Origin of the sequence: Sphingomonas sp. NFX23 (assembly GCF_049887795.1) — a bacterium.
Taxonomy (GTDB): domain Bacteria; phylum Pseudomonadota; class Alphaproteobacteria; order Sphingomonadales; family Sphingomonadaceae; genus Sphingomonas.
Genome location: NZ_JAGEKH010000002.1, coordinates 172,001 through 193,007 on the forward strand (window position 1 = coordinate 172,001; position 21,007 = coordinate 193,007).

The following is a 21,007-nucleotide window of genomic DNA, read 5'->3' on the forward strand; positions in this document are numbered from 1 at the left end:
GAGAAGGACGGATCAGCCGGCGGTCTGATCGGCGAGCGAGAATATCCGCTCCATCACCGCCCATTTCGGCCCGGTCGCGTCGATCGGCTTCTGATACACGTCCATCGCCGTCTCCCAGGACGCGACGACCGGCTGCAACGCCGGGTCGGCCGCGCATGGAAAATCGTCTTCGACCTCGGCGATCATCACGAGCCGGTCGGCGATCTGCCAGATCTCCATCTCTCGATACCCCCGCTGGACGATGTCGCGCACGACCTCGGGCCACACGGCGCCCGGCGCGTGGCGTTCGCGATAGGCGGCGATCAGGGCTGCGTCGTCGACGAGGTCCAGCGCGGTCACGATGCGATACGTCACGGAAACTCCTTCGATACGGCGTACTCCCGCGACAATAGCGTCGCCGCCCCTTTTCAAAAGTCACTTTGACTAATAAAACCAACAAAACGCACAACGACGCGCAGGAGATGGAATGAGACTGTCCGGCAAGACCGCGGTAGTGACCGCGGCGGCACAAGGCATCGGCCGCGCCACCGCAGAACGCTTCCGTGACGAGGGCGCACGGGTCTTTGCGCTCGATCGTGATGGCGATACGCTGCAGGCGATCGACGGCGTCGAACGTCTGGTCGTCGACCTGCTCGACGCCAGCGCGATTGCCGCGCTGCCTGCCGCGATCGGCGATATCGACATTCTGGCCAACGTCGCCGGCTTCGTCGCGGCGGGCGATATTCTCCAGGGCAGCGACGACGACTGGATGCTGTCGTTCGACCTCAACGTCCACGCGATGCACCGCATGACCCGCGCGTTCCTGCCCGGCATGCTCGCGCGCGGCGGCGGTGCGATCGTCAACATGAGCAGCATCGCGTCGAGCGTGAAGGGCATCCCCAACCGCTACGCCTACGGCGCATCGAAGGCGGCGGTGGTCGGGCTGACCAAGGCCGTGGCAGCCGATTTCGTCGGCCGCGGGATCCGCTGCAACTGCGTGTGCCCGGGCACGATCGAGACCCCGTCCCTGCGCGAACGCATCGTTTCGCAGGCAGGGACGCAGGGCATTTCCGTGAGCGAGGCCGACGCCGCGTTCGTCGCGCGCCAGCCGATGGGCCGGCTGGGCCGCGCCGAAGAGATCGCCGCGCTGTTCCTGTACCTTGCCAGCGACGAATCGAGCTTCACCACCGGCGCGGTCCACGTGATCGACGGCGGTTGGGTCAACTAAGGATCATTTGATGAAATTACTGCGTTACGGCCCCCGCGGCGAGGAAAAGCCCGGCATCCTCGACCAGGACGGTGCGATCCGCGCGCTGCCCGCCGAGCTCGGCGATATCGCCGGTGAATTGCTGTCGCCCGCGGGGCTCGCGAAGATCGCCGCGCTCGACGTGATGACCTTGCCCAAGGTCGACGGCGCGCCGCGGATTGGGCCGTGCGTCACGCGCACCGGCAAGTTCATCTGCATCGGCCTGAATTATTCGGACCACGCCGCCGAGAGCAACATGGACCTCCCCGCCGAGCCGGTCGTGTTCGGCAAGTGGACCAGCGCGATCCAGGGTCCGAACGACGATGTCGAGATCCCGCGCGGCTCGGAAAAGACCGACTGGGAGGTCGAACTCGGCGTCGTCATCGGCACGCCCGGCCGCCACATCGCCAAGGAAGACGCGCTGTCGCACGTCGCCGGATACTGCGTCGTCCACGACGTGTCTGAGCGCGCGTTCCAGCTCGAGCGCAGCGGTACGTGGGACAAGGGCAAGGGCTGCGATACGTTCGGCCCGATCGGTCCCTGGCTCGTAACCGCGGACGAGGTCGGCGATCCCCAAAAGCTGGGTCTGTGGCTCGAAGTCGACGGCCATCGCTATCAGGACGGCACCACCGCCAACATGATCTTCGACGTCGCGACGATCGTTTCCTACCTCAGCGATTTCTGCACGCTCGAAGCCGGCGACATCATCTCGACCGGTACGCCGAAGGGCGTCGGTCTGGGCCAGAAGCCGCCGGTCTATCTGCGTGCGGGCCAGACGGTCCGCCTCGGTATCGATGGCCTCGGCGAACAGACACAGACGATGGTCGCCGCCGCGTGACGACCATCACCGGCCTGCGCACGATCGACCTTCGTTTCCCGACCAGCGCGGGACTCGACGGGTCCGACGCGATGAACCCCGATCCGGACTACTCGGCCGCCTATGTCGTGCTGGACACGGATACGGACGGGCTCGAAGGTCACGGCCTGACCTTCACGATCGGCCGCGGCAACGACATCTGCGTCGCGGCGATCGAGGCGATGCGGCATCTCGTCATCGGGCTCGACCTCGACTGGATCATCGAGAATCCGGGGCGAATGTGGCGGCACCTGACCGGCGACAGCCAGTTGCGCTGGATCGGCCCCGACAAGGGCGCGATCCACCTCGCGACCGGCGCGGTGGTCAACGCGATCTGGGACCTTTGGGCGAAGGCGGTCGGCAAGCCCGTCTGGCGCCTCGTCGCCGACATGACCCCGGAGGAACTGGTCCGGACGATCGACTTCCGGTATCTGACCGACGCGATCACGCCGGAGGACGCGCTCACGCTGCTGACCAAGCGGGCGGAAGGTAAGGGCGAGCGGATCGCCGATCTCGAGGCGACCGGTTTCCCTTGCTACACCACGTCGGCCGGCTGGCTCGGCTATCCCGACGAGAAGCTGCGGCGGCTCGCGCAGGAAGCGGTCGATGCCGGCTTCGACTATATCAAGCTCAAGGTCGGTCGCGATCTGGAGGACGATATCCGTCGCCTGACGATCGCACGCGAAGTGCTCGGCCCCGACCGCAAGTTGATGATCGACGCGAACCAGGTGTGGGACGTCCCGCAGGCGATTGAATGGGTGAACGCACTCGCCTTCGCGAAGCCCTGGTTCATCGAGGAACCGACCAGCCCCGACGATATCCTGGGCCACCAGGCGATCCGCAACGCGATCGGCGAGGTGAAGGTCGCGACTGGCGAGATGTGCCAGAACCGCATCATGTTCAAACAGTTCATGGCGGCGGGTGCGATCGACGTCGTGCAGATCGATAGTTGCCGCCTGGGCGGCGTCAACGAGGTGCTGGCGGTGCTGTTGCTGGCGGCGAAGTTCGACCTGCCGGTGTGTCCGCATGCCGGCGGCGTGGGGCTGTGCGAATATGTCCAGCACCTGTCGATGATCGACTATCTCTGCTTCTCCGGGACCAAGGAGGGGCGCGTGATCGAGTATGTCGATCATCTCCACGAGCATTTCATCGATCCCTGCGTGATCCGTGACGCAGCCTACATGCCGCCGACGCTGCCGGGCTATTCGATCGAGATGAAGCCGCAGTCGCTGATCGACTATCGGTTCGCCGGATGAAGCTCGGGCTCGCCGGCAAGGTCGTGATCGTCACGGGTGGCGGGGCCGGGATCGGCCTCGCCATCGCCCGCGGGCTGGCCGAGGAAGGCGCGATCCCGGTGATCGTGTCGCGGAGCGCGCCCGAGGACTTCACGGCCGAGCATCTGTTCGTCGCGACCGAATTGTCCGACGACGCTGCGTGCGCGGCGGCGGTCGAGGCGGCGGTCGCGCGCTATGGCCTGATCGACGGGCTGGTGAACAACGCTGGCGCCAACGACAATATCGGGCTCGGCCGGACGCCGGCTGAGTTTCGCGCCTCGCTCGACCAGAACCTCGTCCATTATTTCGCGATGGCGCATCACGCGGTGCCGCATCTGCGCAAGACCGGCGGCGCGATCGTCAACATCTCGTCGAAGACCGCGGTTACCGGGCAAGGCGACACCAGCGCGTATGCCGCCGCCAAGGGCGCGCAACTCGCGCTCACCCGCGAATGGGCGGTGGCGCTGCGCGGCGATGGAATCCGCGTCAACGCGGTGATCCCCGCCGAGGTGATGACGCCGCTGTACCAGCGCTGGGTCGACAGTTTCGACGATCCGCAAGCGAAGCTCGACGGCATCGTCGCGCGCATACCGCTCGGCCACCGCATGACCGAGGATCGCGAGATCGCGGACACGGTGGTGTTCCTGCTGTCCGACCGGGCAAGCCACACGACCGGCCAGTGGCTCTACGTCGATGGCGGCTACACCCATCTCGACCGCGCGATAGACTGACAAACATAAACATAATCAGGAGTGGATCATGAGCGGAACGACCGCCGACAGGAAATATGTGCCGGCGATCGTGCTGACAGTCGCGCTGTTCTTCCTCTGGGGGATGGCGAACAACCTCAACGACATCCTGATCGCGCAGTTCAAGAAGGCGTTCACGCTTTCCGACTTCCAGACCAGCTTCGTCCAGCAGGCCTTCTACATGGGCTATTTCCTGCTCGCGGTGCCGGCGGCGCTGGTGACGCGCGCGAAGGGCTACAAGACCGCGATCGTCACCGGACTGGTGCTGTATGCGGCGGGGGCGCTGCTCTTCTATCCCGCCGCGCATTACGGGGAGTATCTGTATTTCCTCGCCGCGCTGTTCGTGATCGCGTGTGGGCTCGCGTTCCTGGAGACGTCGGCGAACCCGCTGATGACCGAACTCGGCGACCCGACGACCGCGGCCAAGCGGTTGAACTGGGCGCAGGCCGCGAACCCGGTCGGCACCGTCGCGGGCGTGCTGATCGGCAAGTATTTCATCCTGTCGGCGATCGTCCACGACGAGAACGCGGTCGCGGCGATGAGCCCGGCGGCGCGCGAGGCCTTCTATCGCAGCGAAGTCGTCGCGGTGCAGACGCCCTATCTCGTGATCGGCCTCGTCGTGCTGCTGTTCGCGGTCGCCGCCGCGGTGATCCGCTTTCCAGAGCATCGCGCGGAAGAAACCGTCGGCGCACCGTCGCGGTTCGTCGACGTGTTCCGCCACCCGCGGCTGATCTTCGCGACGGTGACGCAGTTCTTCTACGTGGGCGCGCAGGTCGGCATCTGGAGCTATACGATCCGCTATGCGCAGGCGAACGTGCCCGGCATGGCCGAGCATGATGCCGCGGATTACCTCTTCGCCAGCCTCGTGCTGTTCGGGATCGGCCGGTTCGCCGGCACCGCGCTGATGGGCCGGATCGCGCCCCCTCGCCTGCTGGCGATCTTCGCGGTGGTAAGTGCCGTGCTGGCAGGCATCGCGGGCCTCGCCGGCGGGCAAATCGGGCTGTACGCGCTGGTGCTTGCCAGCCTGTTCATGTCGATCCAGTTCCCGACGATCTTCGCGCTCGGCATGGACGGGCTGGGCCCGCTCCGTCGCGCGGGCGCCTCGCTGATCATCATGGCGATCATCGGCGGCGCGGTGCTGACCGGGCTGATGGGGCATATCTCCGATCTTGCCGGGATCGATACCGCGATGCTGGTGCCGGCGGCGTGCTTCCTGGTGGTGCTGGCGTTTGCGGTAAAGGCCGGACGGACGCTGTCGGGTGAGGCGCTAGAGCCGACGATCCACTGAGCTCTGTATCGAGGCACTGGAAAACTCGCAGGACCTCCCGATGTTGCCACCACCCCGGCGAAGGCCGGGGCCCAGTTGGGGGACGGAGGTAACCAGGGACCGCCCTACGTTATGACGACCTTTCCAACTGGGCCCCGGCCTTCGCCGGGGTGGTTAACTTAAGCAGCGTGCGTGAGCGTGAAGCGAGCGTTAGGAGGCCCTGCCCTCAGACCAGAATACCCCGATCGATCTCCGCAATCGACCGCACCCCCGTCAGCGCCATCGCCACGCGCATCTCGCGCTCGATCAGCGTCAGCAACTGGGTCACCCCCGCCTCGCCCCGCGCCGCCAGCGCATACAGCCACGCCCGGCCGAGCAGCACGCCGTCCGCCCCCAGCGCCAGCATCCGCACCACGTCGAGCCCCGACCGCACGCCCGAATCCGCCAGCACCGTCAGCTGCCCCTTCACCGCCTCCGCGATCGCCGGCAGCGCCGCCGCGCTCGACAACACGCCGTCGAGCTGCCGCCCGCCATGGTTCGACACGACGATCCCATCCGCACCGATCGCCGCCGCCTCGCGCGCGTCATCCGGATCTAGGATGCCCTTGATGATCAGCGGCCCGTCCCAGCCGTCGCGGATCCATTCGAGGTCTTTCCACGCGATCGACGGATCGAAATTGTTGCCAAGCCAGCCCATGTAATCGTTCAGCCCGCTCGCCTTGCCCAGCACCGGCTCCAGATTGCCGAGCTGGTGCGGCCGCCCGTGCAAGCCCACGTCCCACGCCCAGTCGGGACGCCCCATCGCCTGCAACATCCGGCGCAGCGGCGCGCGCGGCCCCGACATTCCCGAATGCTGATCGCGGTAGCGCGCGCCCGGCACCGGCATGTCGACCGTGAACACCAGTGCCTTCGCGCCTTCCGCCTTAGCCGTGGCGAGCAGATCACGCATGAACGCCCGGTCGCGAATGACGTAGAGCTGAAACCAGGTCGGCCCGGTCGGCGCCGCTTTCACCACCTCGCCGAGCGAGCACAGCGACACCGTCGACAGGCAGAACGGTACCCCCGCGGCATGCGCGGCGCGTGCCGCCTGCGTCTCGCCGCGGCGATGGTACATGCCCGCGATCCCGACCGGCCCGAGCCCGACCGGCAGCGCCTGGTGCTGGCCGAACAGCGTCGTCGACAGATCGATATCGGACACGTCGCGCAACACGCGCTGGCGCAGCGCGATGCCCGACAGGTCGCTGACGTTGCGCGCGAGCGTCGCCTCCGCATAGGAACCGCCATCGGCATAGTCGAACAGGAACCGCGGCAGTCGCTTGCGTGCAGCCTCGCGGAAATCGAGAGTCGAGGCGATCGTCATGCGGCGTCTCCTATGGTCTGCGCATCGATCCTCAGGTCGCCGCGTACGGCGTTCCCTAGCAAGCCAACGCCTCCGCCAGCAACTTTCAGATATGAAAGATTGTTGTTCCGCGTCCGCGCGTCTGCGGCATAAGGATCGCGCCTGCCATCACGATAGCTTCAACCATGCCGCTTCCCTCGCCGCCGCCAGACATCAATAGCGCCAGTCCGCGCGTCTATACGGCGCCCGCGCTGGAAAAGGCGATCGACATCGTCGAACTCCTCGCACGCGAACCGAACGGCCTTACGGTCAGGGAAATCGCCACTCGCCTCGCGCGGTCGATCAGCGAACTCTTCCGCGTGATCGTCGTGCTCGACCGGCGCGGCTGGCTACACAAGGATCCCGGCAGCGATCGCTACCGCGTGACCTACAAGCTCCTCGAAACCGCGCACCGCGCGACCCCCGCGCAGGAACTGACGCACGTCGCCGCGCCGCTGATGCAGGCGCTTTCCGCGATCGCGGTGCAATCCTGCCATCTCGTCGTCGTCAACGGCACGTCCGGGCTGATCATTCTTCGACAGGAAAGCCCCGGCCCGACCGGTTTCGCCGTCCGGCTGGGTACCAGCATAGCCTTGGCGACAAACTGCTCGGGTCACGTCCTGCTCGCCTTCATGGCCGACGATGCCCGATCCGCGATCCTCGACCAAACAATGGACCCGGCGGCCCGCGACACGCTCGATGCCGCCTTTACCGAAATCCGCGAACGCGGCTATGAATCGATCCGCAGCGCACGGATGGGCGGCGTGTCCGACATCAGTTGCCCGATCTTCGGCTTTGACGGCCACGTCGTTGCCGCGCTGACCATCCCGTTCCTCGAGGTCATCGACGAGACCCCGCATATCTCCGCCGACGAAGCACTGGTTGCACTGAAGCGTACCGCAACGCAGATTTCGCAAGCGCTAGGCTGGTACGCGCCGGGCGCGGCGTCCGCCTGAGGTCTGAGGCTATTGTTATAAGCCGCATCCTCCTGTCGCTTGCCACCCTGATCCGTGGCTGAATGCGTCGAACGTAGGCCCATATCGACCAGTCAGACGGCGTTGGCGGGGCCGCATGGAACATCGTTCTGAACAGTTTCTCTGCTCTAATCCGGTGTCCACCCATCCGGGTAGAATAGTATTTATCTACCCGACGGCTGGCTAACAATACTAGAAACTTTTAAATGAATTGAAGGGTTTGGCGCTCGGGATCATCGGATCGCGGGTCACTCCGGCCTGATGTCATGGCCCCGACAAGAGGGGCTTTTCATGACTCGGCATCCTAGTTTTTCACGCGTCGCGGCGCTTGCTGCTGTCGGCATCACCACGCTGTCGCTCGCTGCGTGCGTCAATCCGTCGGCGAAGATCGCCACCTCGCTCGAGGGGTATGGCTTCCAGCCTGCGCAGTCGCAGTGCGTCGGCGACCGGCTCGAGGCGAACCTGTCGCTTGGCCAGCTCCAGCAGCTCGGTCGCGCAGCCAAGGCGTCGCGCGAAGGCGACACCACGCCGGGCCGCCTGACGGCCAGCGACTTCGTTCGCGTGTCGGGTCAGGTCAAGGATCCCAAGGTACCACTCGAGGTCGGCAAGGCCGCTGCTGCGTGCGGCATCCTGACCGACCCCGCATCACCACTCTAATCCGGAACCGCGGCATCGAGGCCAAGGCACACCCAAGGCGCACGATGCCGCGAACGGCAGACGTCAGGCCCCGTAGAGGGTTTCAAGGGACACACACATGCAAGACGTAACCTATGCGGGCGATACGGTCGTATCGAACACCCGCGATTTCGGGGCGCAAGCCTGGAGCTATGTCGAGATCTGGACACCCCGGATCATCGCGGCGCTGATCATCCTCGTCATTGGCTGGGCGATCGCGCGTGCCGTGAAATGGGGCGTCGCCAAGCTCGTCAACAAGACGCCGCTCGCGATCCACGCCAACGAGCCGAATGCCAACCCGCGCAACCCGACCACGATCGGCGCGCAGGTCGGTGATGCCGCCTATTGGGTGGTCCTCCTGATCGCGCTGTTCCTCGCCACGCAGCCACTGGGCCTCGCCGGCGCAACCGGCCCGCTCGGCGACATGTTGCAGGGCTTCGGCACGGCCATCCCGCGGATCATCGGCGCAGCGCTGATCTTCTTCCTCGGCTATGTCCTCGCCAAGGTCGCCAAGAAGGCGGTCGAGGCGGTCATCACGGCCAGCCATGTCGAGCGTTTCTCGACGCATGTCGGCGCGACCACGCCGACCGACCCGACGATGCTGCCGCGTACCATCGGTGGCATCGTGTTCGCCTTGATCATCATCCCGGTCTCGATCGCGGCGCTCGACACGCTGAACATCGCGGCGATCTCGCAGCCGGCAACCGCCATGCTGCGCATCATCCTCGACGCCATCCCGCACGTCATCGCCGCCGGCATGATCCTCGCCGTCGCCTATGTCATCGCCAAGTTCGCGTCGCGTCTGTTGACGCAGTTCCTGGCAACGACCGGCTTCGACCGGACGATCGGGTCGATCGGCATCTTCGGCAACACGGAGAACCGCGAGCTCGGCACCACCGGCCAGTCGACCGGTCCGTCGTTCGTGCCATCGAAGACGGTCGGCACCGGCGCGTTCGTCGCGATCCTGATCTTCGGCCTGATGGAAGCGTTCCGCCAGCTGAACTTCGCCTATGGCTCGCAGATCATGGCCGAGGTGCTGACGCTGTTCGGGCAGGTCGTGTTCGGGGCGATCATCATCTTCGCATCGGTCGTCATCGCCCGCTTCGTGGCGCACGCCATCGAGCGCAACGGCGACCAGGGCACGCGCGTTGCCGCCCCCGTCGTACGGATCGCGATCATCGTGCTCGGCACCGCGATCGGCCTGCGCTTCATGGGTCTGGCCGACGACATCATCAACCTGGCGTTCGGGTTGCTGCTCGGTGCGATCGCAGTCGCCTTTGCCCTGGCGTTCGGCCTGGGTGGTCGCGATGCAGCCGGGAATGCCGTGAAGCGGATGCTCGACGGTGCCAAGTCGACCGATAACCCCGCCGATCGGGCGATCGACGGCGACCGCACGACGCCACCCTCAGGGATGGATCGTCAGACGGACGGCGATCTCGCCCGTCAGGATGACCGTGGCGACATGCGGGACCTTACCGACCGCCCCTGATCTGACCGTCCTTCCCTAGACAATCAAAGGAGATTCTCATGAACACCGATACCCTCAACGGCGCAGCCACCAACGTCGGCGGCAAGCTCAAGGAAACGCTCGGCGGCGTGATCGGCGACACGTCGTTGCAGAGCGAAGGCACCGCGGATCAGCTTGGCGGCACGATCCAGAAGACCGTCGGCCAGGCGAAGGACGTCGTCCAGGACAATATCCGCCCGCTGCTCGACTATGTTCGCCAGTTCTCGAAGGAGCGCCCCTTCACCGCGGCCGCCGTGGCCGGCGTGCTCGGCATCGCGGTCATCAACACCCTGCGCGGCAAGTAAGCCGCCAGACGGAAACGCTCTGATCGGCGGGCGGGGCAGCGATCGCTGTGCTCTGCCCGCCACCCCAAAGACCGACGGGCGCTCATCGATGCACCCCAGTTAGGCACGAACGACATGGCCGACAGTCCACACCTTCAGCGCACGTCGACCATCGGTACGCCCGCTGGTCAGGCAGCCCGACCCCGCCGTATCGCTACCGCGCGACGGCTGGCCGCCGAAGTCATCGGCACGTTCTGGCTGGTCCTGGGTGGTTGCGGCGCTGCGGTTCTTGCCGCGGGCACGGGCGTCCCCGGCACGATCGGCATGGCGGGCGTGGCACTGGCGTTCGGCCTTACCGTCTTCACGATGGCGTTTGCCGTCGGCTTCATTTCGGGCGGCCACTTCAACCCAGCCGTCAGTGTCGGCTTGACGGTCGCCGGCCGCTTTCCCGCTCGCGACCTGCCGGGCTATGTCATCGCGCAGGTCATCGGCGGCATATTGGGCAGCGCGGCACTCGCTGCACTGGCATCGGGGACCGCAGGGTTCGACCTGGTCGCCAGCGGGTTCGCCGCGAATGGTTACGGCGTGCATTCGCCGGGCGGATACGGCGCCGCAACCGCGTTCCTTTCGGAGGCACTGCTGACCGCCGGTTTCCTGACGGTAATCCTCGGCGCGACCGACGAGCGCTCTCCGGCAGCGTTCGCCCCGCTGTCGATCGGTCTGGCGTTGACGCTGATCCATCTCATCTCGATCCCGATCGACAATACGTCGGTGAACCCGGCGCGCAGCACGGGTCCGGCGCTGTTCGTCGGCGGGTGGGCGCTGTCGCAGCTCTGGCTGTTCTGGATTGCACCGCTGAGCGGCGCCGCCGTGGCTGGCCTTCTCGGTCGCTGGCTGTTCGCGCATACCGATGAAGATCAATCGCCAGGCCCGATCGGCGATACCCCGGTCGAACTGATGGTCGGCGACGACCGCAATACTGCGCCGCGTGAAGGATAATCAGTTCGGCAGCCGCCAGAATGGGAAGCAATAGTTCACCTGGTCAACAACAACACAACACCTGAAGCAGCAATACAAGAACCGGTCTGAGATAATATCATAGTTAATACCATCGGGATCGACTTAAGTAACCGACACTGACCTTTCGACTCATCTGTCATACAGATTGCGCGCCAATATACAGATCTCCTTAGTATCGAAATGGGGCATTCTTGGTATAACGGATTTTTCACTCCATCTATCGATCAACTTAAGTGTATCTTCGTGACGACGAGGAACGACCATGACGAACGACTGCCTGGATATCTTCACACGGCCTCACCACTCGCTCGCGGGCACCGTGTGGCATGCGCCAGATCGCATGACGCGGCTCGAATGCTCGATCGAGTCGCACCCCGCCCCCGCCATCGTCTGCGGCTTGCGGGACCTGCGCTACGTCATGGTCAGTCGTAGTTTCCTCGCGCTCACTGATAGCACGGACGAGGATTGGCTGAGCCGCTCGATGTACGAGCGCAACATCCTCGAGGGCGTCGCGAACTACGCGGCGGTGAAGCGCGCGCTCGTCAACGCGCAGACGATCCCGCAGACCCGGGCCAGCCTGGCGATGCCTGACGGCACAAGCCGGCCCGTGATCGTTACCGGCCAGCCCGTCACCTTCGGCGGCCAGCCGTGCATGCTGTTTACGCTGACGGATATCGAAGCGTGGCAGCAGACCGAACGCCATTACGATCAACTCCGAACAAGCGTCGAAACCGCGTTCGCGACGTCGACGGCCTGCATGATGATCGTCGATCCGGCCGACAATTTCGTGACCGTCGCGAATGACAGTCTCTGTTCTCTGATCGGGTATTCGCGAAGTGACCTGTCCGGTCGATCGACCGATGACATCGAGATTTGGCCATCGGGAATTGTATCTGGGGCCGTCCGTACCAAGTGCGGGCAGCGTCTCGAATGCCAGATATCGGAGGCCACGATCATGATCGCCGACAAGGCCTACGCGCTTTGGACCTTTCAGGACGTCACCAATCGTCGGATCGACGAACGCAATCTGGCCGCCGCGATCGAGGCGACGATCTCGGAATCGAAATGGCTCAGCCACGCCATTCTGGACAATCTGGTACTGCAGTCCGAACCACCGCGAGCCGTTACGCCATCGGGCCTGAACGACCTGACCGCGCGCGAACGCGATGTGCTCGCGCTGATTTGCGAGGGCATGGACGACAAGACGATGGCGCGCACATTGAACGTCAGCGGCAACACCGTCCGCAACCATGTCGCACGCGTCTACAGCAAGATCGGCGTCAATCGCAGGGTGGCGGCGGCGGCCTGGGCGCGTGCCCGCGGGTTCGGCGATGGGGCCGATCGCAAGACGCTGCTGCCAAGCCCCGTCCCGGTCGTGACGCTACAGCCCTGATGGACACTGGCCTGATCGATGACGCCGCTGATATTGATCGAACCAAGCAGGCGCCGCCTGCCCGATAGTATCCGTGCGAGATGTCGAAAATACTATCGGGTTGATACAACCCGATCTGTTGCCGTCATTCGGATCACGCTAAATCACGGGACTTGACCAAACCCGGATGGAGAATGGGTGCTCATGAGTGATGATACCGATGATTTTGCCGACAAGGCCAGAGTCTCGGTTGCGGAGGCGATCTTCAAGCTCACCGGGGCAGCCCCGTCCGAAACTGACGTCGATGCCAAGGCCGCTCGTATCCCGAAAACTTCACTTGCGGTCGGCCGCACTCGTCGCACCGGCACCATCCACCTCAAACACTGAACATGAGAGAGACCAAGTATGAAGAACGTATTTGCACTGGCACTACTTGCTGCAGGCCTGGCGTTGACGGGATGTCACACGGTTAACGGCGTCGGCAAGGATGTGAAGTCCGCTGGAACGGCCGTCTCGAGCGCCTCGGGTGAGAGCGGCAAGAAGAAGTAACGGACATGGCACCGTCCGCAATTTGAATCGACTTTCGCCAGGACTTTCAGTGCTGGCACGAACATCCGGCGATATTCGCGACGGACGGTGAAACCTCGGAATGCCCTGCCGATCCTTGATCCGGCAGGGCATCTTTTTATCTGGAGCCGGGAATCGTTGAGAGTGTCGAACAGGCCCGTTTGAGCTCTGTTAACCGTTCGGCTGTAAAGACTCGGTGCTGCAATGAGAGGCCGAACGTGCGCATCGATCAACTTCAGCCTACCCCCACCGTGGCGGAACCGCTCGAGATCCCCGCGGAGTTGTTGGCGAGCGTACAGCGCCACCAGGCACATCTTGCCGAACTGATCGTCAGCCTGCGGGCGGCGGGACTCGGCGAGGACGTCGTCGATGCGAGCATCCGCACTCTGGTCGACAGCTATGCCGACGATCTCACCGTAGCAATCCGCGCGATGATGAAGGCACCGGATCATGGATAACGCCCTGCTGCTCGACGACGACGATGGCCGGGTCGCAGCCTTGCGTCGCCTCGACGTGCTCGACACCGCGGTCGAAGAGCCGTTCGAGAAGATCGTCACGCTCGTCCGCACGGTGCTCGCGGTACCCGTGGCGACCGTGACGCTCGTCGATCGCGATCGGCAATGGTTCAAGGCGCGACGCGGTTTGGAGCAGAGCGAAACGCCCCGCGCGGTATCGTTCTGCACGCATACGATCCAGCAACGCGACCCGTTGATCATCGAAAACGCGCTGGCCGACCCGAGGTTCGCCGATAGTCCGCTCGTCGTCGGCCCGCCCTATGTGCGGAGCTACGCGGGCATCCCCCTGCGCACGCCCGAAGGATATAACGTCGGGGCGCTGTGCGCGATGGATACCCGGCCCAGACGGTTCAGCCCCGCGGACATCGCCATCCTCAGCAATTTCGCCAACATCGTTTGCGACGAGCTCGAACTGCGGCTGATCGCACAGGTCGATCATCTGACTGGCGCGCTGACCCGGCGTGGCTTCGTCGATCAGGCGCAACGGGAAATGGAGCGTACGCTTCGCTACGGGCGGGCAAGTTCGCTGATCATGATCGACGTCGACCATTTCAAGCGGGTGAACGATACTTACGGCCACTCGATCGGCGATCAGGTCCTGAAGCAGATCGCCAGCCTTGCCGAAACCACGTTACGCCCTTGCGACCTGTTCGGTCGTCTCGGCGGCGAGGAATTTGCCCTCCTGATGCCGGAAACCAGCGGCGCGGCGGCTCTCGTCGTCGCGGAGCGCCTTCGGAATACCATCGCCGAACATCCGATGACGCTCCATGGCGGCGGTACGATCCACGTAACCGCGAGCTTCGGCGTGGCTGAGCTGTCCGCATCCTTCAACACGCTAACCGCCTGGCTCGAACGTGCCGACACGATGCTCTACGCAGCGAAATCCGGCGGCAGGAACCGTACGCAACTCGCGGAGCCGATGTAGAACGGCGGACGCGGAACGGCGACGTTCATAATTTTAGCGAAAACGTGGAGCGGGTGAAGGGAATCGAACCCTCGTCACTTGCTTGGGAAGCAAAAGCTCTACCATTGAGCTACACCCGCTAACGGCGATCTACGCCTGTCGGTCCGGGTCTTGCACCGGCTCTCGATGACCGGCCGAGTGCCACAGTCCTTGCAGCGACGTCAACGCCAAATCGTCCCGCGTGAGCCGACTTGCCCTGCGTGAACCGACTAGCCGCGGAGACCGAACACCTGCGAACGGTCCGCCTCCGGCACCAGTCCTTCGAGCACCGCCCAGAACCCCGATACCGCGCTTTGCCCGGCGCTCGCATACGCCTCGGCCATCCGGATCCGCGCAGCCTCGAACAGTTCGCGCTCCATCTTCGAACCCTCGGCCGTCAACCGCAGCAGCCGCTGCCGCCGGTCGCGCTCGCCCGGCCGCGTCTCGACCAGCTTGCGGTCCGCCAGTTCGTTCAGCACGCGTCCCAGCGACTGCTTGGTGATCGCCAGCAGCGACAGCAGTTCGCTCACCGTCATGTCGGGCTTTCGCGCGATGAAATACAGTGCGCGGTGGTGCGCGCGGCCCAGCCCCTCTTCGGCAAGACCCTGGTCGATCGACCGCGTCAGGTGGCTATAACCGAAGTACAGCAGCTCCATGCCGCGGCGGAGTTCGGGTTCGCGAAGGAACAGGGGTGAGGCAGAAGACGGAGTGGCAGGCATGTTGACCGGTTTAGACATCGCCCGTAGTCGTCGGCAACCCGCAACGAGAGAGATTTTCGATGTCCGTTCCAGCTTTTACGCCGTCTTCCGCCTTCCGCCATGAGCCGAACGCGACTCCGGTCGAGGCGAACGAGCGGGCGAAGCGGCTGATCGATCCCGGATTCGGGCGAGTCTTCACCGATCACATGGCGATGATCCGCTACAGCGAGACCGAGGGCTGGCATGACGCGCGGATCACCGCGCGCGCGCCGCTGACGATCGATCCGGCGTCGTCGGTGCTGCATTATGCGCAGGAGATCTTCGAGGGGATGAAGGCGTATCGACTCGCCGATGGCGGCACCGCGCTGTTCCGCCCCGAGGCGAATGCACGCCGTTTCCAGGATTCGGCACGGCGCCTCGCGATGCCCGAGCTGCCGGCCGAGCTGTTCCTCGAGTCGGTCGAACGCCTCGTGAAGACCGATGCGAACTGGATCCCGGAGAGCGATGGCGGCGCGCTGTACCTGCGCCCGTTCATGTTCGCGAGCGAAGTGTTCCTCGGCGTGAAGCCGTCAGCCGAATATCTCTACATGGTGCTCGCCTCATCGGTCGGCGCCTATTTCAAGGGCGGCGCCCCCACCGTGTCGATCTGGGTGAGCCAGCAATACACGCGCGCTGCTCAGGGCGGCACCGGCGCGGCGAAGTGCGGCGGCAACTACGCCGCCAGCCTGCTCGCGCAGTCCGAGGCGATCCGCAACGGCTGCGACCAGGTGGTCTTCCTCGATGCGGCCGAGCGGCGCTGGGTCGAGGAACTCGGCGGCATGAACATCTTCTTCGTGTTCGACGACGGCAGCATGGCGACCCCTGCCCTCACCGGCACGATCCTGCCCGGCATCACCCGCGACTCGATCCTGACGCTCGCCCGCGCGAACGGCATTGCGGTCCGCGAGGAAGGCTACACCATCGACCAGTGGCGCGCCGACGCGGCCAGCGGTCGCCTGGTCGAAGCATTCGCCTGCGGTACCGCGGCGGTCGTCACGCCGATCGGCACCGTCGCCAGTCCCGAGGGCCGCTTCACGATCGGCGACGGCGCTCCGGGCGCACTGACGATGCGGATGCGCAACGCGCTCGTCTCGATCCAGCGCGGCACCGCGCCGGACGAGAACAACTGGCTGCACCATCTCGCGGATTGACGTCCGCAAGGGCTTTTCACACGCCGCTGCCCCGCTATAAGGCCGCCTCTGTTGGGGCGTCGCCAAGTGGTAAGGCAGCGGCTTTTGATGCCGCCATGCGCAGGTTCGAACCCTGCCGCCCCAGCCAATTTTCTTTTTTGATGTAAATTCAACGACTTAGCTGTACCGCTGTAGCAGTGCCTTGTAGCACTCACTGTAGCACTGGCGCCGCACGACGCTGGCGCTCAAATCCAGCGAGGCTCAACTCTTCGCGCTTTCAATATGCAGTGAAAAGATTCTCGTTTTAAGATGGCCGGATACCAGCGTGGTTGTCCGCATGCGTTAGTGATGCGAAAGCTCGGTCGCATCTTTTTGCTCCTCTGGATTGCGCTCGATGCTGATCGTCGGTGTCCAAAGACGGTGTGGGGAAGGCCGTTAACAAAGCCCGCCGCAGGCCAAAACGCCTTACCCGGTCGCCTACGCAATATGGGCGACGTTCTCATACTTACATGAGACCTCCGATCATGAACCCGGCTCCAAATAGGACCGCGCCGAGAACGCACCCGATCATCACCGCCTTCCACGGGCTCATGCTCTCCGCCGTCATGCGGTCGATCTCTTCTTGGTGACGCTGCATTGCTTGATGATTGAGCGCGCGCGCGCGTCGGACTTGCTCGGCTATGGATTCAGCCTCACTAGGCGAATGAGCTTCGTGGATTGCATCCATTGGGCGACCTCCTCCCGCGTAATTGGGTAGCTGAGGGTAATGTAAACCGAGCCCCATCGTCCAGCAGACAGGATCGAGCCAAGCCGCATGCCTCGCAGCGGTAGCCTAACTTCGATTTAACTGGTGTCGGCGCACTCCAGCGTCACGCTACCTTCTCGAGAGGCAAAATCGCTACGCGGGTCATGATTTTTATGATGCTACTGTCGCACAATCGCTGAGAATGGTATCGTCAGGCGATAACGAGTTAAAAGGACTACCAAAGCCTTGGCGAGAAGCGATCTTCTCCTGTCGATCGTTCGTGCTGGTGCCACGGGCGATCAGGCAGCGCTACGGTCATCGGTCGAGGCCGTTGTTGCTGATGAGCGAAGCAAGAATCATAACATTCTGGCCGACCGGCTCCAGCGCGCGTTAAGCGCAGTCACGGTCACATCACCCGCTCGCGCTGTTTTAAGCAGCCATGCCGGACGCGATACCATTCTCGAAACCGAACCCCGTCAACGGCTCGACGACCTGATTCTTCCGCTACCTGTGACGCATCAGGTTCGACAACTGGTGGAGGAGCAGCACCGCGCTGACCTGCTGCGCGCCCATGGTATACAGCCCCGTCACCGAGTTCTGATGTCGGGCCCGCCCGGCAACGGCAAAACTTCGATTGCTGAGGCAATTGCAGAGGCTCTCGCCGTACAGTTTTTTACCGTGCGCTACGACGCGCTTGTGGGTTCCTATTTGGGTGAAACCAATACCCGACTTGCGAAACTTTTCGACTATGCTCGCACCGTCCCATGCGTGCTGTTTTTTGATGAGTTCGATTCGATTGGTAAGGAACGCGGTGACATCCATGAAACTGGCGAGATCAAGCGCGTCGTTTCGTTCCTGCTGATGCAGATCGATCAACTGCCCAGCTATGTCGTGACAGTTGCAGCCACTAATCACGCCGAGTTGCTAGACCGTGCCGTTTGGCGTCGTTTTCAGCTTCGCCTATCTCTGCCGCAACCTTCACCAGGGGCGTTGGCGATCTTCCTTGACCGGCAATTCGCTTTGTGGCCAGAGGATCCAGGTATGCGGCCTGAGACGGTGGCCGCTAAACTTGGTTCGATCAGCTATGCCGAAGCCTTAGAACTTTGTCAGACGGTTCGACGTCAACACATCCTTTCGCTTGGCGCACGCAATATTCGCGATATTCTCCGCGAACAGATCGGTTTTTGGTCGACACGGGTGAGGATTGACGAAGTAGATGCCGCACGATCCCAGCAAACCGTTTCTCCGTCTTAACGAATACAATCCTGCACCTCGCCGGCCTAGCGGCGGCGGCGGGGGCAACAAGCGCTCTTTCAGCCGAGACGACCAAATCGCCGCACATGGTCCGGTGTTTCGTAATCTGCGGAACGTCCTCGATGCCGACGACCCTGCCCTAGCGCTCCACGCTGACCCCCAGGCGCTTGCACCGGAGCGCCTTCTGGTACTGGATGTCACCGGCTCGATTGACAAATTTGCAGGGGCAGTCGCGCGTATTGCCGGGCTCGAATTTGCCGGGGAGGAAGAGCTCCCGGCGAACGAGCTCGACCCGAACCCAGAATTTTACATGCTTGTGCCTCAGATGAGCGCCTTACGAGAAATCTTGTCGCTGTGGGAAGGATGGGAAAGAACCGGCAATGTTCCGTATGGCTATGGACCTTGGCGCGACTTGTTCCTTCATCTCAGGGCCGTCCGCCCCTGGGGGCCGGGCGATCGGGTATCAACTCGGAACCGGGCATATTTCGAGGCCGTCGTAGACGGCGCACCCGATGATTTTCCTGTTCGTGTCGAGATCGAACTGGTGTTTCGTCAATCTGCGGCAGCACGCATTGAGATAGAAAAGACAATCACGGCGGCAATCGTGGCCGCAGGCGGCGTAATCATCCACCGCGCTGAACATCCCGCCTTCGCCTACCATGCCGTATTGACGGACATTCCTGCCCAAGAAATTCGGCGCATTGCTGCGCTCGACCCTAACTCACTCGCCGGCGCCGATCCCATCGCCTCAATCGTACCCCAAAGCGTTGGTGTGCCGATTGAGACTGGCGATAGCGATACGATTGCCGCCGTTCCGCCCGCGCCAGGCGGCGAAGAGCCGATCGCCGCAGTATTCGACGCGGTGCCGCTCCAGGCGCATCCGCTGCTCACCAACCGGCTCGTGATAGACGATCCGTCCGATCTCGAAGCTAAAGCTGTCGGAGCGCGTGTCCACGGGACTGCAATGGCGTCACTCGCGGTCCACGGCGATCTGAACGATACGTCGTCACCGATAAGCCGACGAGTCTATTTCCGTCCCGTCATGTATGCTCCCGCCTACGGCGACGAACTTTTTGAAGACGACCGACTTGTAATCGATGTAATCGTTGAAGCGGTATTGCGAATGCGCGCGGGTGGCGGTTCGCAGGTCTTCATCGTCAACCTTTCGCTCGGCGATCGAACCCGGCCTTTCGCTGGGAAAATCTCCACTTGGGGTCGTGCGCTGGATTACCTGTCGTACACCCACGGCATTCTGTTTCTGGTAAGCGCCGGGAACATCGGCGAGCCAATTTCGGTGTCTGGCTTTCCTGATGCGGCGGCCTTCCACGGAGCGCCGCCACTCGATCGAAACAAGGCGGTGCTTCGGGCTCTCGACGGCCTAAAAGCCGATCGCCGGCTGCTTGCGCCAGCGGACAGCCTCAATGCCTTGACTATCGGGTCTTGGTATCGCGATGCCGTTGCTGTGCCGTTCGCGGGAGCAAGTCCCTTTTCGCCCTATTCAGAACAGGAGATGCCCAACCTTTCCTCGCGGCTGGGTTTGGGTCATCGGCGCAGCACCAAGCCGGACATATTGGTCGCTGGCGGCCGACAACCCGCCCGCTTTGATCCGATCGCACCACCACTGGCTTTAGTCAGTCATCCGAATCCCGGCCGCTTTTGGGGTCTCAAGGTAGCGGCACCTGAGACTGACGCCGCTACCGGCACGCATTTCACGATAGGAACCAGCGCCGCTACCGCACTCGCCACGCATACTGCCCACCGCATCTTCGACGGACTGGAACGGGCGTATCCGCAGCTTATAAGACCAATGCCATTCACCGAGCGCGCCGCGCTCATCAAGGCGATGCTCGTTCATTGCGCCTCTTGGCGTGACGCCGAACACTTCATTCGACCAATTGTCGATCCCCACGGCACGATGCATCACGAACATTGGAGGCGGGAAGTCTGCCGTCATCTTGGTTATGGCTTTATGGACCCCGACGATGCCGTAGCCTGCGCCGCCGACCGTGCGACGCTATGGGCTACTGGCAGTCTCGCGCCCGAAGCTGCGATCTCTTTCGATGTGCCGGTCCCAGCCACTCTGGGAGCGCAAGCAAACCATCGCGAAGTGCGAGTTACTTTGGCTTGGATTGCGCCAGTCCGGCCGGGGCATTTAACGTACCGAGCGGTCAAGCTTCGGATTGCAGCGCTGGGCAAAGACGATCTCGATAGCATCGGGGTGGCAACAACCACTGGCCAGCCGTCCAACAGCCAGTCCGAAGGGGGCACCATCATTCATCGTCGCTGGTGTGATGCAAAAGTGGGCGATTTGTCAGGCGGCCCAACGATTCCGATCCAGATCCAGCGCGAGAAGGATCAGGGACTGCCAATCGACGAGCCGGTGACGTTTGGTCTCGCCGTAACCATCGAAATGCCCGGAGAACTTCAAATTTACACAGAGGTTCGCAACCAGATCCTGCTCCAGCCGCAAGTCCCGGTCCCAGTTTGATCATCCACCTATCGAGCTACGACAGGTCGAGCTGGCATATAAGGTAG

The 21,007-nt window shown here is 63.4% G+C and carries 22 protein-coding genes and 2 tRNA genes; 19 read left to right on the plus strand and 5 right to left on the minus strand.

What is annotated here, in order from left to right:
* Positions 1 to 12: 12 nt before the first annotated feature.
* Positions 13 to 354, minus strand: coding sequence for an L-rhamnose mutarotase (locus J4O76_RS04635; protein ID WP_426280549.1), 342 nt, complete (start codon positions 352 to 354; stop codon positions 13 to 15).
* Positions 355 to 466: 112 nt separating this feature from the next.
* On the opposite strand from J4O76_RS04635, the gene J4O76_RS04640 reads away from it, so the two are divergent.
* Genes J4O76_RS04640 through fucP form a run of 5 tightly spaced genes read left to right on the plus strand, consistent with a single transcriptional unit; the run spans position 467 to position 5,392 of the window.
* On the plus strand, positions 467 to 1,207 hold the full coding sequence (locus J4O76_RS04640) for an SDR family oxidoreductase (RefSeq protein ID WP_426280550.1): 741 nt from the start codon (positions 467 to 469) through the stop codon (positions 1,205 to 1,207).
* A 10-nt stretch (positions 1,208 to 1,217) separates the two neighbouring features.
* Entirely contained in the window at positions 1,218 to 2,063 is an 846-nt protein-coding gene (locus J4O76_RS04645; protein WP_426280551.1) for a fumarylacetoacetate hydrolase family protein, read from the plus strand.
* Entirely contained in the window at positions 2,060 to 3,337 is a 1,278-nt protein-coding gene (locus J4O76_RS04650; RefSeq protein ID WP_426280553.1) for an L-fuconate dehydratase, read from the plus strand. The genes J4O76_RS04645 and J4O76_RS04650 overlap by 4 nt, the downstream gene beginning before the upstream one ends.
* A complete protein-coding gene (locus J4O76_RS04655; protein ID WP_426280554.1) occupies positions 3,334 to 4,086 on the plus strand; it encodes an SDR family oxidoreductase in 753 nt (250 codons plus the stop codon). The genes J4O76_RS04650 and J4O76_RS04655 overlap by 4 nt, the downstream gene beginning before the upstream one ends.
* Before the next feature lie 28 nt (positions 4,087 to 4,114).
* The gene (gene fucP, locus J4O76_RS04660; RefSeq protein ID WP_426280555.1) at positions 4,115 to 5,392 is read left to right on the plus strand and encodes an L-fucose:H+ symporter permease; all 1,278 of its coding nucleotides are present in this window, start codon (positions 4,115 to 4,117) and stop codon (positions 5,390 to 5,392) included.
* 205 nt (positions 5,393 to 5,597) lie between these two features.
* Here the strand turns inward: fucP and lldD are convergent, their stop codons facing one another.
* The gene (lldD, locus tag J4O76_RS04665; protein ID WP_426280557.1) at positions 5,598 to 6,731 is read right to left on the minus strand and encodes an FMN-dependent L-lactate dehydrogenase LldD; all 1,134 of its coding nucleotides are present in this window, start codon (positions 6,729 to 6,731) and stop codon (positions 5,598 to 5,600) included.
* 164 nt (positions 6,732 to 6,895) lie between these two features.
* On the opposite strand from lldD, the gene J4O76_RS04670 reads away from it, so the two are divergent.
* From J4O76_RS04670 to J4O76_RS04715, 10 genes are all read left to right on the plus strand, one after another.
* Complete coding sequence (locus tag J4O76_RS04670; RefSeq protein WP_426280558.1) at positions 6,896 to 7,705, plus strand: IclR family transcriptional regulator; 810 nt, start codon at positions 6,896 to 6,898, stop codon at positions 7,703 to 7,705.
* Positions 7,706 to 8,014: 309 nt separating this feature from the next.
* A complete protein-coding gene (locus J4O76_RS04675; protein WP_426280560.1) occupies positions 8,015 to 8,380 on the plus strand; it encodes a hypothetical protein in 366 nt (121 codons plus the stop codon).
* 97 nt (positions 8,381 to 8,477) lie between these two features.
* Entirely contained in the window at positions 8,478 to 9,887 is a 1,410-nt protein-coding gene (locus J4O76_RS04680; RefSeq protein WP_253072214.1) for a mechanosensitive ion channel, read from the plus strand.
* A gap of 38 nt (positions 9,888 to 9,925) precedes the next feature.
* Positions 9,926 to 10,210 carry a CsbD family protein gene (locus J4O76_RS04685; protein WP_426280561.1) on the plus strand — a complete coding sequence of 95 codons (285 nt, stop codon included), beginning with the start codon at positions 9,926 to 9,928 and terminating at the stop codon, positions 10,208 to 10,210.
* 189 nt (positions 10,211 to 10,399) lie between these two features.
* The gene (gene aqpZ, locus J4O76_RS04690; protein ID WP_056486919.1) at positions 10,400 to 11,188 is read left to right on the plus strand and encodes an aquaporin Z; all 789 of its coding nucleotides are present in this window, start codon (positions 10,400 to 10,402) and stop codon (positions 11,186 to 11,188) included.
* 283 nt (positions 11,189 to 11,471) lie between these two features.
* Complete coding sequence (locus J4O76_RS04695; RefSeq protein WP_426280562.1) at positions 11,472 to 12,602, plus strand: LuxR C-terminal-related transcriptional regulator; 1,131 nt, start codon at positions 11,472 to 11,474, stop codon at positions 12,600 to 12,602.
* A 183-nt stretch (positions 12,603 to 12,785) separates the two neighbouring features.
* Entirely contained in the window at positions 12,786 to 12,968 is a 183-nt protein-coding gene (locus J4O76_RS04700) for a hypothetical protein (protein ID WP_426280563.1), read from the plus strand.
* 18 nt (positions 12,969 to 12,986) lie between these two features.
* Positions 12,987 to 13,130, plus strand: coding sequence for an entericidin A/B family lipoprotein (locus tag J4O76_RS04705; protein ID WP_136189770.1), 144 nt, complete (start codon positions 12,987 to 12,989; stop codon positions 13,128 to 13,130).
* Between the two features lie 236 nt (positions 13,131 to 13,366).
* Positions 13,367 to 13,606, plus strand: coding sequence for a hypothetical protein (locus J4O76_RS04710; RefSeq protein WP_136189769.1), 240 nt, complete (start codon positions 13,367 to 13,369; stop codon positions 13,604 to 13,606).
* The gene (locus J4O76_RS04715) at positions 13,599 to 14,588 is read left to right on the plus strand and encodes a diguanylate cyclase (protein WP_426280564.1); all 990 of its coding nucleotides are present in this window, start codon (positions 13,599 to 13,601) and stop codon (positions 14,586 to 14,588) included. Before J4O76_RS04710 ends, J4O76_RS04715 begins: the two co-directional genes overlap by 8 nt.
* A 45-nt stretch (positions 14,589 to 14,633) precedes the next feature.
* On the opposite strand, the gene J4O76_RS04720 is transcribed toward J4O76_RS04715, so the two are convergent.
* A tRNA-Gly gene (locus tag J4O76_RS04720) sits at positions 14,634 to 14,707 on the minus strand.
* Between the two features lie 129 nt (positions 14,708 to 14,836).
* Positions 14,837 to 15,343 carry a MarR family transcriptional regulator gene (locus tag J4O76_RS04725; RefSeq protein ID WP_136189767.1) on the minus strand — a complete coding sequence of 169 codons (507 nt, stop codon included), beginning with the start codon at positions 15,341 to 15,343 and terminating at the stop codon, positions 14,837 to 14,839.
* Between the two features lie 41 nt (positions 15,344 to 15,384).
* Between J4O76_RS04725 and J4O76_RS04730 the strand changes: the two genes are divergently transcribed.
* Positions 15,385 to 16,494, plus strand: coding sequence for a branched-chain amino acid aminotransferase (locus J4O76_RS04730; RefSeq protein WP_426280565.1), 1,110 nt, complete (start codon positions 15,385 to 15,387; stop codon positions 16,492 to 16,494).
* Positions 16,495 to 16,546: 52 nt separating this feature from the next.
* Positions 16,547 to 16,621: transfer RNA gene (locus tag J4O76_RS04735), tRNA-Gln, on the plus strand.
* A gap of 357 nt (positions 16,622 to 16,978) precedes the next feature.
* Here the strand turns inward: J4O76_RS04735 and J4O76_RS04740 are convergent.
* A complete protein-coding gene (locus J4O76_RS04740) occupies positions 16,979 to 17,200 on the minus strand; it encodes a hypothetical protein (RefSeq protein WP_426280566.1) in 222 nt (73 codons plus the stop codon).
* Between the two features lie 264 nt (positions 17,201 to 17,464).
* Between J4O76_RS04740 and J4O76_RS04745 the strand changes: the two genes are divergently transcribed.
* Both J4O76_RS04745 and J4O76_RS04750 read left to right on the plus strand, forming a co-directional pair.
* Entirely contained in the window at positions 17,465 to 18,472 is a 1,008-nt protein-coding gene (locus J4O76_RS04745) for an AAA family ATPase (RefSeq protein ID WP_426280567.1), read from the plus strand.
* Positions 18,435 to 20,960, plus strand: coding sequence for a S8 family peptidase (locus tag J4O76_RS04750; RefSeq protein ID WP_426280568.1), 2,526 nt, complete (start codon positions 18,435 to 18,437; stop codon positions 20,958 to 20,960). The genes J4O76_RS04745 and J4O76_RS04750 overlap by 38 nt, the downstream gene beginning before the upstream one ends.
* Positions 20,961 to 21,007: the final 47 nt, after the last annotated feature.